The sequence below is a fragment of the Acinetobacter sp. S-1 genome (genome assembly GCF_059579785.1).
This window is the reverse complement of record NZ_CM184207.1, coordinates 53753-67981: the sequence shown is the minus strand read 5'-3', so window position 1 is coordinate 67981 and position 14229 is coordinate 53753. Positions and strand designations below refer to the sequence as shown.

General features: G+C 41.2%; 18 protein-coding genes. 13 read left to right on the top strand and 5 right to left on the bottom strand.

Translation table 11 applies throughout. The annotated features are described in order from the left end of the window. Nucleotides 1-7: 7 nt before the first annotated feature. Nucleotides 8-946 carry a bile acid:sodium symporter family protein gene (locus tag AC52J8_RS00310; RefSeq protein ID WP_017402861.1) on the bottom strand — a complete coding sequence of 313 codons (939 nt, stop codon included), beginning with the start codon at nucleotides 944-946 and terminating at the stop codon, nucleotides 8-10. A 53-nt stretch (nucleotides 947-999) separates the two neighbouring features. Further along, a complete protein-coding gene (gene pncA, locus AC52J8_RS00305; protein ID WP_017402862.1) occupies nucleotides 1000-1644 on the bottom strand; it encodes a bifunctional nicotinamidase/pyrazinamidase in 645 nt (214 codons plus the stop codon). Nucleotides 1645-1972: 328 nt separating this feature from the next. Here pncA and dapA point away from each other — a divergent pair, with 328 nt between their 5' ends. The 5 genes from dapA (at nucleotide 1973) to AC52J8_RS00280 (ending at nucleotide 5621) form a co-directional block, all read left to right on the top strand. Then, on the top strand, nucleotides 1973-2866 hold the full coding sequence (gene dapA, locus AC52J8_RS00300; protein WP_017402863.1) for a 4-hydroxy-tetrahydrodipicolinate synthase: 894 nt from the start codon (nucleotides 1973-1975) through the stop codon (nucleotides 2864-2866). Nucleotides 2867-2881: 15 nt separating this feature from the next. Further along, on the top strand, nucleotides 2882-3484 hold the full coding sequence (locus tag AC52J8_RS00295) for a lipoprotein-34 precursor (NlpB) (protein ID WP_079381043.1): 603 nt from the start codon (nucleotides 2882-2884) through the stop codon (nucleotides 3482-3484). A 36-nt stretch (nucleotides 3485-3520) separates the two neighbouring features. After that, nucleotides 3521-4240: a phosphoribosylaminoimidazolesuccinocarboxamide synthase gene (gene purC / locus AC52J8_RS00290; protein WP_002119240.1), complete on the top strand. Its 720-nt coding sequence runs from the start codon at nucleotides 3521-3523 to the stop codon at nucleotides 4238-4240. Between the two features lie 191 nt (nucleotides 4241-4431). Continuing rightward, a complete protein-coding gene (locus AC52J8_RS00285; protein WP_005804340.1) occupies nucleotides 4432-4635 on the top strand; it encodes a hypothetical protein in 204 nt (67 codons plus the stop codon). Nucleotides 4636-4784: 149 nt separating this feature from the next. After that, nucleotides 4785-5621, top strand: coding sequence for a formate/nitrite transporter family protein (locus AC52J8_RS00280; RefSeq protein ID WP_086399278.1), 837 nt, complete (start codon nucleotides 4785-4787; stop codon nucleotides 5619-5621). 13 nt (nucleotides 5622-5634) lie between these two features. Here AC52J8_RS00280 and AC52J8_RS00275 read toward each other — a convergent pair whose 3' ends face one another. The 3 genes from AC52J8_RS00275 to AC52J8_RS00265 all read right to left on the bottom strand — a co-directional run bounded on the left by AC52J8_RS00275 (nucleotide 5635) and on the right by AC52J8_RS00265 (nucleotide 8747). Beyond that, complete coding sequence (locus tag AC52J8_RS00275; protein ID WP_086399277.1) at nucleotides 5635-6900, bottom strand: replication-associated recombination protein A; 1266 nt, start codon at nucleotides 6898-6900, stop codon at nucleotides 5635-5637. 105 nt (nucleotides 6901-7005) lie between these two features. Further along, entirely contained in the window at nucleotides 7006-8178 is a 1173-nt protein-coding gene (locus AC52J8_RS00270) for a PQQ-dependent sugar dehydrogenase (protein ID WP_197738956.1), read from the bottom strand. A gap of 110 nt (nucleotides 8179-8288) precedes the next feature. Further along, nucleotides 8289-8747: a YcgN family cysteine cluster protein gene (locus AC52J8_RS00265; RefSeq protein ID WP_086399276.1), complete on the bottom strand. Its 459-nt coding sequence runs from the start codon at nucleotides 8745-8747 to the stop codon at nucleotides 8289-8291. Between the two features lie 193 nt (nucleotides 8748-8940). Between AC52J8_RS00265 and AC52J8_RS00260 the strand changes: the two genes are divergently transcribed. The 8 genes from AC52J8_RS00260 to ahr all read left to right on the top strand — a co-directional run bounded on the left by AC52J8_RS00260 (nucleotide 8941) and on the right by ahr (nucleotide 14228). Further along, nucleotides 8941-9099 carry a DUF1328 domain-containing protein gene (locus AC52J8_RS00260; RefSeq protein WP_002053759.1) on the top strand — a complete coding sequence of 53 codons (159 nt, stop codon included), beginning with the start codon at nucleotides 8941-8943 and terminating at the stop codon, nucleotides 9097-9099. Nucleotides 9100-9271: 172 nt separating this feature from the next. Continuing rightward, complete coding sequence (locus AC52J8_RS00255) at nucleotides 9272-10009, top strand: dienelactone hydrolase family protein (protein ID WP_086399275.1); 738 nt, start codon at nucleotides 9272-9274, stop codon at nucleotides 10007-10009. A gap of 184 nt (nucleotides 10010-10193) precedes the next feature. Continuing rightward, nucleotides 10194-10556, top strand: coding sequence for an HIT family protein (locus AC52J8_RS00250; RefSeq protein ID WP_014207996.1), 363 nt, complete (start codon nucleotides 10194-10196; stop codon nucleotides 10554-10556). A gap of 140 nt (nucleotides 10557-10696) precedes the next feature. Continuing rightward, nucleotides 10697-11731: an A/G-specific adenine glycosylase gene (gene mutY / locus AC52J8_RS00245; RefSeq protein ID WP_086399274.1), complete on the top strand. Its 1035-nt coding sequence runs from the start codon at nucleotides 10697-10699 to the stop codon at nucleotides 11729-11731. A 47-nt stretch (nucleotides 11732-11778) separates the two neighbouring features. Beyond that, nucleotides 11779-12315 carry a M23 family metallopeptidase gene (locus AC52J8_RS00240; RefSeq protein WP_086399273.1) on the top strand — a complete coding sequence of 179 codons (537 nt, stop codon included), beginning with the start codon at nucleotides 11779-11781 and terminating at the stop codon, nucleotides 12313-12315. Between the two features lie 9 nt (nucleotides 12316-12324). Next, on the top strand, nucleotides 12325-12570 hold the full coding sequence (locus tag AC52J8_RS00235; RefSeq protein ID WP_001287364.1) for a hypothetical protein: 246 nt from the start codon (nucleotides 12325-12327) through the stop codon (nucleotides 12568-12570). A gap of 30 nt (nucleotides 12571-12600) precedes the next feature. Then, nucleotides 12601-13161 carry a DNA-3-methyladenine glycosylase I gene (locus AC52J8_RS00230; protein ID WP_086399272.1) on the top strand — a complete coding sequence of 187 codons (561 nt, stop codon included), beginning with the start codon at nucleotides 12601-12603 and terminating at the stop codon, nucleotides 13159-13161. A gap of 38 nt (nucleotides 13162-13199) precedes the next feature. Further along, nucleotides 13200-14228, top strand: coding sequence for an NADPH-dependent aldehyde reductase Ahr (ahr, locus tag AC52J8_RS00225; RefSeq protein WP_086376005.1), 1029 nt, complete (start codon nucleotides 13200-13202; stop codon nucleotides 14226-14228). The last annotated feature ends 1 nt before the right edge of the window (nucleotide 14229 follow it).

Here is a 14229-nt window from a genome sequence, read left to right as displayed (position 1 = left end):
TATACAGTTATTCTTGTTTGTGTTTACTTGCCCAATAAGTCGCAAGTGCAGGCCCAGAAATATTATGCCAAAGACTGAAAATCGCGCTTGGTACTGCTGTAATTGGAGAAGCAGCAAAATGGACTGCTGCAAGTGCAACACCTAAGCCTGAGTTTTGCATCCCCACCTCAATAGCAATGGCCTTACTGTCCGCATAAGGTAGTTTAAAGAAACGTGCCGCGGTAAAACCTAATAAATAGCCAAGCCCGTTATGTAAGATCACTACGGCTAAAATGAGCAAGCCCGACTGTAAAATTGCTGCTTTGCTTCCACCAATAATCGCGGCCACAATCGCTACAATTGCAATGACCGAAACTAAAGGCATCACTTGAATATAAGATTCGACCTGACGTTTAAGCCATGTTCTTAAAATCAAACCAAGCACAATAGGCAGTAGCACCACCTGCGAAATCGAAATAAACATTGAAGCTGCATCAATCTTTAGCCATTGGCTGGCAAGCAGATAAAAAATCGCTGGGGTTAATACAGGTGCTAAAAGTGTTGATACCGATGTGCAGGCTACCGATAACGCCACATTGCCTTTGGCCATATAGGTAATCACATTTGAAGCCGTTCCCCCTGGGCAACAACCCACCAAAATGACCCCAACCGCAATTTCAGGCGGTAAATTAAATAATTTACATAGAACATATGCTAAGCCCGGCATCACCACAAACTGCGCAACCACCCCAATCAATACCGCTTTAGGGCTTTGTAATACCCCTTTAAAGTCATCGACGGTCATGGTCATTCCCATACCAAGCATAATAATGCCCAAAATCCATGGAATGTACGCTTTGAGCCAGACAAAAAATTCAGGCTGCCATAGCGCTAGCGCTGCAAAAACAATCACCCATAGGGCAAAAGTCTTTTGAATAAATTGGGTAAAGCGTAGGAATGCAGCCATACTTTCTATCCCTAAAAATTAAAATATGAAAGTTAAAAACCAGAGCAATATACTTAGCGCTCACTCAACAGATCAGTCGACTGAATACGGACAACACCTTGCTGCTGCATGTTTTGCCACGCTTGTTCTAACGAACCATTCAGATCAATCCCTTTACAAGCATCTTCAACCACTAAAGTTTTAAAACCTTGCTTAACTGCATCTAAAGCAGTCCATGCTACACAAAAGTCCGTAGCAATTCCGACCACATAAACCGTATCAATACCGCGCTCTTTTAGATAACCCGTTAAACCCGTCGTTGTAGAGTGATCAGCTTCTATAAAAGCCGAGTAGCTATCAATATGAGCATGAAAGCCTTTTCGAATAATCAGTTGAGCTGTCGGAATATTTAAATCAGGATGAAACTCGGCATCTTGAGTACCTTGTACACAATGCTTAGGCCAAAGCACCTGTAGTCCATAGTCGAGTTCAATTGTTTCAAATGGCTGCTTGCCAAAATGATTGGCTGCAAAAGAGATATGATTATCCGGGTGCCAGTCCTGAGTCAGGACGACATTTTCAAAACAACCAGCAAGTTGGTTAATGGTTGGAATAATTGTATCGGCGTCGGCAACTGCTAAATTTCCACCCGGTGTAAAACCATTTTGTACATCAACTACGATTAAAACCGCATTTTGTGGTTGTTTATTCATTTTCATGTCATCTTCAATCCCAACTGGGAAATTGCATTCTATGTTGCCACAAAAAAAGCCCATATTAAGTAAGGCTCAGTCGAATCAAGCCGTATTGTTATGTTTACTGGGTATTCTTAGCGCGCAATAATGAAAACATCCTATCTTTTCCTCAAGTTTACATCGCGATTATCCGTTAGGCGTATTGTTCTTATGCGTCTGATCAGTCATAATTTGCATAATTGTCATTCAACAATCTGTTATTGTTAGAACTGGACAATCAAAATACTGCAACCATCCCACATTTTGTTTTTCTTACCTCAGATTCGGATGGATAAATAGGATATTTTTAAAAATGACTCAGCAAGCACAGACCATTCAAGGCTCAATCGTCGCAATCGTCACACCCATGTTGAAAGACGGCGGTGTAGATTGGAAGGGTCTTGAGAAGCTGGTTGAGTGGCACATAGAACAAGGTACAAACAGTATTGTAGCCGTCGGTACAACCGGCGAAGCCTCAACATTGAGCATGGAAGAGCACACACAGGTTATTAAAGAAATTATTCGTGTAGCCAATAAACGTATTCCAATTATTGCCGGTACTGGTGCAAACTCAACCCGTGAAGCAATCGAATTAACTAAAGCTGCTAAAGAGCTTGGCGCAGATGCAGCTTTACTTGTAACACCATATTATAACAAGCCAACCCAAGAAGGCCTTTACCAACACTATAAAGCGATTGCTGAAGCTGTTGAATTACCGCTTATTCTCTATAACGTACCTGGTCGTACTGGCGTAGATCTTTCAAATGACACAGCTGTACGTTTAGCAGAGATCTCGAATATTGTTGGCATTAAAGATGCAACAGGTGACGTACCTCGTGGTAAAGCTTTAATTGAGGCGTTAAACGGCAAGATGGCTGTGTACTCAGGTGATGATGAGACAGCATGGGAACTTATGCTTCTTGGCGCTGACGGCAACATCTCGGTTACTGCAAATGTTGCCCCTAAAGCAATGAGTGAAGTATGTGCTGTTGCGATTGCCAAAGATGAACAACAAGCGAAGACGCTTAACAATAAGATTGCAAATTTACACAATATTCTATTTTGCGAATCAAACCCAATTCCTGTGAAATGGGCACTACATGAGATGGGACTGATTGATACTGGTATTCGTTTACCACTCACTCCTCTCGCTGAGCAATATCGCGAACCTCTCCGCAATGCCCTAAAAGATGCGGGAATTATTTAATAAGAGCAATTTATGATGCAATTACGTCTTGGTTTAGTCCTTGCAGTTTCAGCCTTAAGTTTAGCTGGTTGTGGTCGCTTCGCAATTAATAATCATTCTTTAGATTATAAAAATGCCAAGCAACTTGCCCCGCTTGAATATCCTGCCGATGCAACTGTACGACCAGCGACACCTTTGTATCCTGCACCAACTGTAGAACAGCGCGCTATCGATAACGCACCGAAGTTTGAAAACAAGCGTGGCAACCGCTATGCACTGCCACGCCCTGAACAAACGCAAGGTAATGCTACAGCAGATGCCTCTGCTCAAACGACGACTGCGCTTGGACGTCCTCAGCTTGTGACTGACGGTAATAAAAACCCGTTGTTAAAAGTTGATGGAAATACAGCCGAGATCTGGCAATACACCAAAGCAACTTTAAGTACTTTAAATTTCAACATCATCGCTCAAGGCAGTAATCAAGCGACGATTAAAGTAAATGACAATACTTATGTGCTTAAACTTACTGGTGTAGGTTCTAGTCATACTCTTGCTCTATTTAATGTAGATAACACTTTTGCAAGCCCAGATGTGGCTGCTGAAGTGCTAAACCAGATTTACCAAAATTGGCCAGCCTAGTCGTTTACTAGGCATTTTTTTTAAAAAGGTTCCCTCATGTTAAAACAAACCTTGCTCTATACTGGTAAAGCAAAATCTGTATATGAAACAGACAATGCCGACCATCTGATTTTAGTCTTTCGTGATGATGCCTCTGCGTTCAACGGCGAAAAAATCGAACAACTAGATCGTAAAGGCAAGGTGAACAACCGTTTTAACGCCTTCATCATGGAAAAACTTGCTGCTGCGGGTATTGAAACGCATTTTGAAAAATTGCTTTCTCCAACTGAAGTGCTTGTTAAAAAACTTCAAATGATTCCAGTTGAATGTGTAATTCGTAACTACGCAGCTGGTTCTCTATGCCGTCGCTTAGGTGTAGAAGAAGGTAAAGAGTTAACTCCTCCTACATTTGAATTGTTCTATAAAGATGACGGTCTAGGCGACCCAATGGTTAACGAATCTCAAGCGATTGCTTTAGGTTGGGCGACTGCTGAACAGTTAGAACAAATGAAAGTTTTAACTTATAAAGTAAACGATGTATTAAAAGCTTTATTTGCTGAAGGCAACATGATTTTGGTGGACTTCAAGCTTGAATTCGGTGTTTTCCATGACCGCATCGTGCTTGGTGATGAGTTCTCTCCAGACGGCTGCCGTTTATGGGATAAAGACTCTAAGAAGAAACTCGACAAAGACCGTTTCCGTCAAGGTTTAGGCGGTGTTGTTGAAGCTTATGAAGAAGTTGCTGCTCGTTTAGGCGTAGATTTATCTGACATCTAATCAGTAAAACTTCATAAAAAACCGGGCTAAAGCCCGGTTTTTTTATATTCAGCGCCATGCGCCCCAAACAATGTAGACAGATTTGTCTATTTCTATAAATTAACACTTGCATAAGCTTAATTTAAAACACTAAAATCTAAAAAAACACAAAGTACTTCACAATAATTAAATTTAAAAACTCGGGTGAACCTATGGAATTATCTAAGCTTGAAAAGAGATTAATGAATCATCCAATCCATTTTGGTGAAAATCCTTTGGTCTTATTAAACAACTTTAGTACTTCTGCCTTAAAACAAGGCTGGAGTCAGGCAGAGGTTGAATCTGTTATTGCTAAAGCCTCTCAAGGCGACTATATGGCACTCATCCGTACTTTAAGAGCTTATACTTTTCTTTGATTTTGTGATTGATGATCTGACCATTGTGCATTCGATTTATAAAAAGACACATAAAGCTGTTATGAATAGACTAGATTTATCCTGAACACTGCCTTAACAATAAATAAAACAATAAATATAAGATATTTATTCAGTGAGGAGTAAACCTGATGGACCATGAAATAGAGGAAAAGAAAATCGAGAAAACTTTAAGCTGGCGTGAAAAAATGGCAGTCGAAGAACATGAGAAACTGTCACCCCGTCTGGTTTATGAAATTATCCGCCGTGATGGTGCCGAAGAGCTTGATCGTCCAACAACTGCACTGATCTTTTCAGGGATTGCCGCGGGTTTAGTCATCAGTTTTTCATTTGTATTTAAAGCGATTATTGCTGCTTATCTCCCAACTGATGCAGTCTGGACCGATTTAATCACTAATGTGGGTTATACCATTGGGTTCTTGATCGCTATTTTGAGTCACATGCAACTCTTTACCGAGAATACTATCACCACAGTTGTGCCTTTATTTAATCCCTTTACTTTCGATAAATTACGAGCAGTGGGCCGCTTATGGGGCATTGTGATTCTCTGCAATATTATTGGAACAGCTTTGGCGAGTTTATTTTTCCTAACTACTCACCTGTTTACGCCAGATATTGACAAAGCACTGGATGAACTCGCACATCATGTGGGTTCCTTTTCTGCAACCCAGAATCTGCTCAAAGGCATTATGTCAGGGCTGTTAATTGCTGCCTTGGTCTGGATGTTGCCTTCAGTCAGTAATAAGTTTCTGCTCATCTTTTTCATGACGTATCTGATAGGACTGGGTGACTTTACCCATGTAGTGGTTGGTTCTACAGAAATGTCCTATCTAGTCTGGCAAGGAGAAGCTTCTATTAGTAAGTATCTGTTTACTTTCCTCATCCCTACCACTATCGGCAATATTATTGGCGGTACAGGCGTGTTTACTCTACTGATTTATGGTCAGGTCACTGAAGAGCTGGAATAGCATAAAGCAGGAACTATTGTTCCTGCTGCCATCTGCGTTGCTGTAAACGCTCACCTTCAACCTCACGCTTATTTCTTGCAGACTCATAGAGTTTGGTTCCCTTCAACTCAGGCGGCAAATAGTCTTGCAGCACAAAGTGCTCAGGGTAATCATGAGGATAGAGATAATTAATACTATAGCCTTGCTGTTTCATAAGCTTGGTTGGCGCATTTCTCAAATGCAAAGGCACAGGTAAATTTGCCGTTTTTTCAGCAAGTTCTAGAGCCTTATTAATCGCTAAATAAGTACTATTACTTTTTGCACTCGTTGCTAAGTAAACTGCTGTTTGACCTAGAATAATTCGAGCCTCAGGCATACCCACCGCTTGTACAGAGCGGAAACACTCACCTGCAAGCAATAGCGCATTTGGGTTGGAGTTTCCGATGTCTTCTGAGGCTGCAATCAGCATACGTCTTGCAATAAAAACCGGATCTTCTCCGCCTTTAAGCATACGAGCCATCCAATATAGCGTTGCATCTGGATCACTGCCGCGAATTGATTTAATAAAGGCAGAAACAAGGTCGTAATGCTGCTCGCCAGATTTGTCATAACGCGCAATATTTTGCTGAGCGACTTTTACCACAACCGCATTAGTAATCGTGTTTTCAACTTCGGGTTCAAAAGTACTTGCGATCAAGTCCAGTAAATTAAGCGCTTTACGTGCATCACCTGCTGCGAACTGAATGAGCGCATCATATTCTTCTATATGAATGTAACGTTCTTTTAAGAATTTATCGCTTTGAAGTGCATTGTTGAGTAATGTCTGAATTGCCTCACTGTCTAAACTATTTAAGGTATAGACCTGACAGCGTGATAAAAGCGCGCTATTCACCTCAAAAGATGGATTTTCAGTAGTCGCGCCTATTAACGTAATTTTGCCTTTTTCAACTGCACCCAATAAAGCATCTTGCTGTGATTTATTAAAACGATGAATTTCATCAATAAAAACAACAGGTGTCAGTAAATCACCACTTTCTGCAATCACTTCACGTAATTCTTTTACGCCCGTATTCAGCGCAGACAAGCTCACAAATGGACGGTCTATCGCCTGCGCCAAAAGTAAAGCAATTGTTGTTTTACCAACGCCTGGTGGACCCCAAAAAATAATAGAAGGCAAATGTCCCTGATCAATCATTTGACGTAAGGGCGCTTGTTCACCTAATAAATGGTCTTGCCCAATAATTTCAGACAAGTCTCTTGGGCGCAGGCGTTCGGGAAGTGGAATATGGGTGTCTGACATCTCAAATGGCTTTATCGTCTTTTCACTATAGTCTATTGTGTCTCACAGAAATCTACAATTTGAATCTATGAGACACGTTCTTTATTTACAGGCTCTTGCTTAGCATTAAGAGGGTTTCTTACTCAGCTTGAGTAAACGCGCATTTGGGCCGTCTTCAATCACCCAAATCGAACCATCTTGTGCTTCATGCAACCCACGAATACGTTTTTTCATATCCAATCTTTGCACTTCTTTCACGGGCTTATGTTGTAAATCCACCACAATAATCGCTTCGGAAGATAACCCGCCAATTAAGGCTTTATTTTGCCATGCAGGAAATCGTTGTCCGCGATAAATGATCATACTCGATGGAGAGATAACAGGAGTCCAGTCAATTTCTGGTGCTTTAAACTCTGGCCGAGTGTGATGATCTGGAATAGGTTGGCCCGAATAATGGTCTCCATTTGAAACGATTGGATAACCATAATTTTCACCTTTGGCAATAATATTAAGCTCATCACCACCTTTAGGCCCCATCTCAACCACCCACAGCTGTCCTTGGCGGTCAAAAGCCATACCTAACGGGTTACGGTGTCCCAGTGACCATATTTCAGCAGTGACCCCGCCTTGCTTATAAAAAGGGTTACCTACAGCCGCGGTGCCATCATCATTTAAACGCAAGATTTTACCCAAGTTACTTTTCATGTTTTGGGCAGGATCAAACTTTTGTCGCTCACCTGAACTGACCCACAGCTTACCATCTGTACCAAAAAGCATGCGATGTCCATAATGGCCTTGTCCTGAAACTTTGGGTACTTGCTGCCAAATCTGCTTTATATCGGTGAGTTTTGGCTGATTAGGATTAGATAAATCTAGTTTCGCACGTGAAATCACTGCGCCAGATCCACCTTGTCCTTTTGTAGCATAGCTAAGATAAACCCAATGATTCTTGGCAAAGTCAGGGTGTAAAATGACATCTCCTAAACCACCCTGTCCTCCATAGTTCACCGCTGGAACACCTTGCACATCCAACATGTGCTTACTTTTAGGGTTAAAAATTTTTAATTTACCTTGCCGTTCAGTCACTAATAAACGCTGATCAGGCAGACTGGTCACAGCCCAAGGCTCATTAAAATGTGAGATTGCTTCAACCTGATAAGTTTGTTTGACGGCAACAGACTGATCTGCTTTTGCAGTCGTATTTTGTTCAGGATTTTTTGAATTGGTATTATTAGACCCACAGGCCATTAACAAAAAAAAGCTACTACATAATAAGGGAGCTGCTAATCGTCTCATCATTTTTATCTCCTTTTGTTTTTATTGTTATATTACGGAGATGAGCAAAAAAATTACGATAAAAGTGTTACTTTATTATACTCTGTAATCAAACATTCTCTTTTAAGACTAAATTAGCGCACCCACCGCACAATATAATCTTCAAGATCATCTTCATGTACATCAACTTCGGAAATACAACGTCCTGCAACTGACTTTTTCGCCTTAACCACGCTTTGTCTAGAACCCGTATTTAAATAATGCCAAGAAGGTAAATTCTTGCCTTCATTCAAGCGCTTATAAGCACAGCTTGAGGGCAGCCAATGAATTGTTTTTAGAGACTCTACCGTTAATTGTAAACAATCAGGTACTTGCTGCTGACGATTTGGATAGTCCGTACAACGCCCTGTACCACAATCGAGTAACTTACAAGCCACTTTGGTATAAGCCACCTCATGTGTATCTTCATCTTCTAGTTTGACCAGACAGCATAAACCACAACCATCACATAAAGCTTCCCACTCAAGTTGAGTCAGTTGCTCTAATGAATAATTTTTCCAGAAGAGTGGTCGGTGGGAGGTCTCGGTAGACATAATCTTTTAACAGCTGATGAGATAAAACGATGTATTAGTATAGCATTGAAGCGGCCTGTACTAAAAAAGAAGCTGTATTTCTGACATCACAAAATGATTGTTTAATATACATTTCAACCACATAAACGACACATTCGGGCTAAAAAACACACTATATAGTTAAATGACAATGAAAAATAAGGAGGACAGCATTATGTTCCGTTGGGCGATAATTTTTGCAGTGATTGCACTCATTGCCAGTCTATTAGGGTTTGGTGGTGTTGCAGGACTATCTAAAGACTTTGCCGTGATTTTATTAGTTGTGGCTGTAATTCTAGCTGTAATTGGGTTCATTTCCCGAGGCCGGACTTAAATTTAATCATCACCATATAAAAAGAAGGAACTGGTTTCCTTCTTTTTTATTGCGTAGAAATATCTATCTTTTTATTTTGATGTAGTTTTTTACATAGTTCTTTATTTTACTTCTTATTTTTTATGCTTTAATCAAGCGTGTTTAAACCAAGTTTAATTTCAGGATTAATGTCATGAGTACAGCAATTAAAACCCGTGAAATTCAATATACTGCACCAGATGGCAGCCATTTAATTGGTTACTTTGCGGCTCCAGAGAGTGAAAAACCGGTACCAGGTATCATTATTGGTCCTGAGTGGTGGGGTCGTAATGAATATACTGAGCAACGCGCACGTGAGCTTGCTGAACACGGGTATGCAGCTCTTGCTATTGACATGTATGGCGATAAAAAAGTCACGACAACAGCAGCTCAAGCCTATGAATGGATGATGCAGACATTTGAAGATTTAGACACGGTGACTGATCGTGCTAATGCAGCACTGCAAACCCTTGCTGCCCAACCAGAAGTAAATAACGAGAAATTGGCTGCGATTGGCTTTTGCTATGGTGGTAAAGTCGTGTTGGATCTTGCTCGCTCAGGTGCTCCACTTAAAGCAATTGTAACGTTCCATGCCACATTAGCACCGAAGGCTCCTGCTCAAAAAGGCAACATTCAGGGTGAAATTTTAGTTCTACATGGTGAACTAGACAGTATGGTCACCTTAGAAGATGTTGCTAATTTTGAAAAAGAGATGCAAGCTGCTGAGGTTAAACACGAGGTAGTGGTTTTAGAAGGTGCTAAACATGGCTTTAGTAACCCGCTTGCCGATGAAAGAGCTAAAGCGAACGGTGTGGACCTTGGCTACAATAGCGAAGCGGAAAAACAAGGCCTTGCTAAAATGTACGCTTTATTAGATCGTACTCTAAAATAAAAGAAGCAAATTTGGAGCAAATGGTTTTTTTGCATTTGCTCCCTTAAATGTTTATGACTTTGCAATATTTTTACTGTATTTTTTAAACCATACTTCAATAACTATACTCCCGTTGAGCTAGAGCAAAGCCTAGTCTTATTTCCCGCACTCGGGGTTTAATGGAATAACATGAGAGGATACAACAATGACTGACAAGAAATGTCCGTATTGCGAATTTGATGAATATGACATCATTGATAAGAATGAATTTGCCGTAATTTTGCCTGATTCTAATCCGTTATCTAAAGGCCACTGTGTAGTAACACCACTACGCCATGTTAGTTCTTTTTTTGACATTACGTCTAAAGAACATCAAGGCTTACTTACACTTCTTGAAATTGCCCGTCATGAGACACAGCTTCGTCATCAACCAGATGGCTTTCATATTGGCTTTAATGATGGTGAAGTTTTTGGAAAAACTTCAGATCATTTCCACATTCATGTCATTCCTTACTATAAAAACCAACCGTTGAAACTTGATCAACGTTGGGGTGTACAAAAGGATTAATCCTTTTTACCCATAGAACAGGGACTAAATTTTTGATGTAGTCCCTGTTTTTATATGTCCATTTTCTTCATTTGCTTTAAACAAAATTTCACCCAAATTTCAGCTATAATTTAGCCCTTACTTCTCTTCTATAGCTGTTCATGCCTGAATTTTCTTTTTCTGATGCCCTCTTAAACTGGTTCGATCAACATGGTCGTCACGATTTGCCTTGGCAAGTTGCCGATGATCCGTACAAAGTTTGGGTTTCTGAAATTATGCTACAGCAAACTCAGGTGAAAACGGTCTTGCAATATTTTGATCGCTTTATGGAGCGCTTTCCGACGGTAGAAGCTTTAGGTCATGCAACTTGGGATGAAGTAGCACCTTATTGGGCTGGCCTAGGTTATTACGCTCGTGCCCGCAATTTGCATAAAGCGGCTGGTCTTGTCACTCAGCAAGGTAAATTTCCTGAAACGCTAGAAGAATGGATTGCGTTACCCGGCATTGGTCGCTCTACCGCAGGCGCGCTCATGTCTTTAGGTTTACGCCAGTATGGCGTCATCATGGATGGCAACGTGAAACGCGTCTTATCCCGTTTCTTTGCAATTGAAGATGATTTAAGTAAACCACAGCACGAACGTGAAATGTGGAAACTGGCTGAAGAGCTTTGCCCGACACATCGTAATCATGACTACACTCAAGCGATTATGGATCTCGGCGCAACCATTTGTACGCCTAAAAAACCGCTTTGTTTATATTGTCCAATGCAAGCTCATTGTCAGGCTTATCAGCAAGGGTTAGAACAAGAATTACCTTTTAAAAAACCGAAAAAAACACCGCCTGTTAAAACAGCAGATGTTCTTATTATTCAGTGCGAAGGTGAATGGTTCTGGCAACAACGTCAAGCGCATGGTCTATGGGGCGGTTTATTCTGTTTACCTATTTTAGAAAATGAACATGAACAACTGAGCTTAAGCCAACAATTCAAACTACAACCTCAAGCACAAACTTTTCAGATCAGTCATAGCTTCACTCATTTCACATGGTTACTTAATGCTCACGTGTTCCACGTGGAACCTGATCAAAAAGAACATCTGGCTATTGAACTTGAAGGTCAATGGTTGAGTCCGGAACAAGCCATTGCCAAAGGTGTTCCAACCGCGATGAAAAAATTGATCTCGACAAGCCGTTCATGACATAGTGAGTAAAATAATTTTGATATGGCTGTGACAGGGAGTATTTTGTGCGACGTTTTGTTTCTCATTTCTCACTTGGTTTTCTGATTATTCTTTTGGCTGCCTGTGCTAGTGCACCTAAAAAACCTGCCCCACTTCCACCCGCTCAAGTCATCAAACTCAAAAGTATGCAGCTTCCAAATCGACTGCCTGTGCCTGTAAAAGGTATTGACCGCAATGAATTAAAAGACACTTGGGGAGCTGCTCGGAGTCAGGGCCGTAGTCACGAAGGAATTGATATTTTGGCTCCACGTGGAACCAAAGTGTACAGTGCAACCGAAGGACTCGTTGCAGATCTTCGTAATAACAATTTGGGTGGCAAAGTGATCTGGATTTTAGGTCCAGCAGGAACATGGCATTATTATGCCCATCTTGATGGTCACAAACGTGGCTTAAATGTAGGCGACTATGTCAAAAAGGGCGACCTCATTGGTTATGTCGGCAATACGGGCAATGCACGTTATACTTCACCTCATCTTCATTATGGTCTTTATCTAGATGGTAAAGGTCGTGGTGCTGTTAATCCTTATTCATATTTACGCTAGGAACATTTTATGTCGGAAGCGCTGATCAATCGCTTAGTAGAGTTTGCCGAGTCTGGTAACCAGCAAAAGATCATTTTAAATGGCAATAGCTATCAAGGCTGGATCATGGAAATCAGCGATGATGCCCTACTAATCAGTACTGGTTTTTCAGACAAAGTCGGCAAAGACTTTTGGCTGAAGTTTGAAGACTTAACACAAGCAGAACTGTATTATTGGGATACTCGCCCAAATGAATGGGTGTTATTTAAACTTTAAAATTCTAAGATAAATATAAGGAGCATTATCATGAAAACTCAACGTTGCGGATGGTGTTCCGACGATCCACTCTATATTGCCTACCATGATGAGGAATGGGGTAAACCCGAACACAACGAGGCACGATTATTTGAAATGCTTTGTCTCGAAGGTCAGCAAGCCGGCCTCTCATGGATTACCGTATTGAAAAAAAGAGAAAGCTACCGTCAGCATTTTTTTAATCATCCGATTGCAGACATTGCTTCATTTACAGATGATTTTTTAGAACTAAAATTATCCGATGCTGGCTTAATTCGTCACTTGGGGAAACTCAAAGCCATTCGTGATAATGCTATTGCTTGGCAAGCGCTCAAAGTACAAGTCGGTGATGTTCCTACATGGCTTTGGCAGTTTGTAGATGCAGCTCCACAAAACAACGATGTTGTAGATTATCGTAAGGCCCCTGCTCAAACCGAACTGAGCGTAAAACTTTCCAAAACTCTTAAAAAGAATGGTTTCAAATTTGTTGGCCCAACCACCTGCTATGCTTTTATGCAGGCAGTAGGCATGGTCGATGATCATGAAAACGATTGTCAATTTAAAGCTTCATAACCCACCAGAACGGTTCAAAGCCGCTTAAGGAGTTTCCGATGAGCAATAATACGATTCAAGCTTATGCTGCAATGCAGGCAGGTGAAAAACTGGTTCCCTATCAATTTGACGCAGGTGAATTACAACCGCATCAGGTTGAGGTAAAAGTTGAATATTGTGGTTTATGTCATTCTGATATTTCTGTTTTAAACAATGAATGGCGTTCGACCGTGTACCCTGTGGTTGCAGGTCATGAAATTATTGGACGAATTGTTGCTTTGGGTTCAGAAGCAAAAGGTCTACAAATTGGGCAACGTGTCGGCATTGGTTGGACAGCTGAAAGTTGCCAAGCCTGTGATGAATGTATTGGTGGTCAGCAAGTACTGTGTACAGGTGGAAATGTTGCAACAATCGTAGGACATGCGGGTGGCTTTGCCGATAAGGTTCGCGCAGGTTGGCAGTGGGCTATTCCCCTCCCTGACGATTTAGACGCTGAAAGTGCAGGCCCTTTACTTTGCGGCGGAATTACCGTTTTTGATCCGCTACTCAAACACAAAATTCAGGCAACGCATCATGTCGGTGTAATTGGCATTGGTGGTTTAGGCCATATAGCCATTAAGCTACTTAAAGCATGGGGCTGTGAAATCACTGCTTTTAGTTCTAACCCAGATAAAACGGAAGAACTCAAAGCAATGGGAGCCGACCATGTGGTAAATAGTCGCGATACAGCAGCAGTAAAAGCTCAAAAAGGTAAATTCGATTTATTGCTGAGTACCGTGAATGTGACTCTAAATTGGTCTGCTTTTATTGCAACACTGGCACCAAACGGAACCTTACATTTCTTAGGCCTTACGCTTGAGCCTGTTCCTGTTTCAGTTGGCTCTCTTATTGGTGGTGCTAAGTCAGTGACTGGTTCACCTACGGGCTCACCTGCTGCACTACGTCAGCTTTTAAAGTTTGCTGCACGTAAAAAAATTGCGCCTCAAATTGAGCTATTTCCGATGTCACAGCTCAATGAAGCAATTGAGCGTCTACACTCAGGGCAGGCACGCTACCGCATTGTGCTTAAAGCAGACTTTGCAGAATAAG

Bases quoted from the DNA above. Each gene is read 5' to 3' on its own strand.
- AC52J8_RS00310 (WP_017402861.1), bottom strand. From the start codon at position 946: ATGGCTGCATTCCTACGCTTTACCCAATTTATTCAAAAGACTTTTGCC.
- pncA (WP_017402862.1), bottom strand. From the start codon at position 1,644: ATGAAAATGAATAAACAACCACAAAATGCGGTTTTAATCGTAGTTGAT.
- dapA (WP_017402863.1), top strand. From the start codon at position 1,973: ATGACTCAGCAAGCACAGACCATTCAAGGCTCAATCGTCGCAATCGTC.
- AC52J8_RS00295 (WP_079381043.1), top strand. From the start codon at position 2,882: ATGCAATTACGTCTTGGTTTAGTCCTTGCAGTTTCAGCCTTAAGTTTA.
- purC (WP_002119240.1), top strand. From the start codon at position 3,521: ATGTTAAAACAAACCTTGCTCTATACTGGTAAAGCAAAATCTGTATAT.
- AC52J8_RS00285 (WP_005804340.1), top strand. From the start codon at position 4,432: ATGGAATTATCTAAGCTTGAAAAGAGATTAATGAATCATCCAATCCAT.
- AC52J8_RS00280 (WP_086399278.1), top strand. From the start codon at position 4,785: ATGGACCATGAAATAGAGGAAAAGAAAATCGAGAAAACTTTAAGCTGG.
- AC52J8_RS00275 (WP_086399277.1), bottom strand. From the start codon at position 6,900: ATGTCAGACACCCATATTCCACTTCCCGAACGCCTGCGCCCAAGAGAC.
- AC52J8_RS00270 (WP_197738956.1), bottom strand. From the start codon at position 8,178: ATGATGAGACGATTAGCAGCTCCCTTATTATGTAGTAGCTTTTTTTTG.
- AC52J8_RS00265 (WP_086399276.1), bottom strand. From the start codon at position 8,747: ATGTCTACCGAGACCTCCCACCGACCACTCTTCTGGAAAAATTATTCA.
- AC52J8_RS00260 (WP_002053759.1), top strand. From the start codon at position 8,941: ATGTTCCGTTGGGCGATAATTTTTGCAGTGATTGCACTCATTGCCAGT.
- AC52J8_RS00255 (WP_086399275.1), top strand. From the start codon at position 9,272: ATGAGTACAGCAATTAAAACCCGTGAAATTCAATATACTGCACCAGAT.
- AC52J8_RS00250 (WP_014207996.1), top strand. From the start codon at position 10,194: ATGACTGACAAGAAATGTCCGTATTGCGAATTTGATGAATATGACATC.
- mutY (WP_086399274.1), top strand. From the start codon at position 10,697: ATGCCTGAATTTTCTTTTTCTGATGCCCTCTTAAACTGGTTCGATCAA.
- AC52J8_RS00235 (WP_001287364.1), top strand. From the start codon at position 12,325: ATGTCGGAAGCGCTGATCAATCGCTTAGTAGAGTTTGCCGAGTCTGGT.
- AC52J8_RS00230 (WP_086399272.1), top strand. From the start codon at position 12,601: ATGAAAACTCAACGTTGCGGATGGTGTTCCGACGATCCACTCTATATT.
- ahr (WP_086376005.1), top strand. From the start codon at position 13,200: ATGAGCAATAATACGATTCAAGCTTATGCTGCAATGCAGGCAGGTGAA.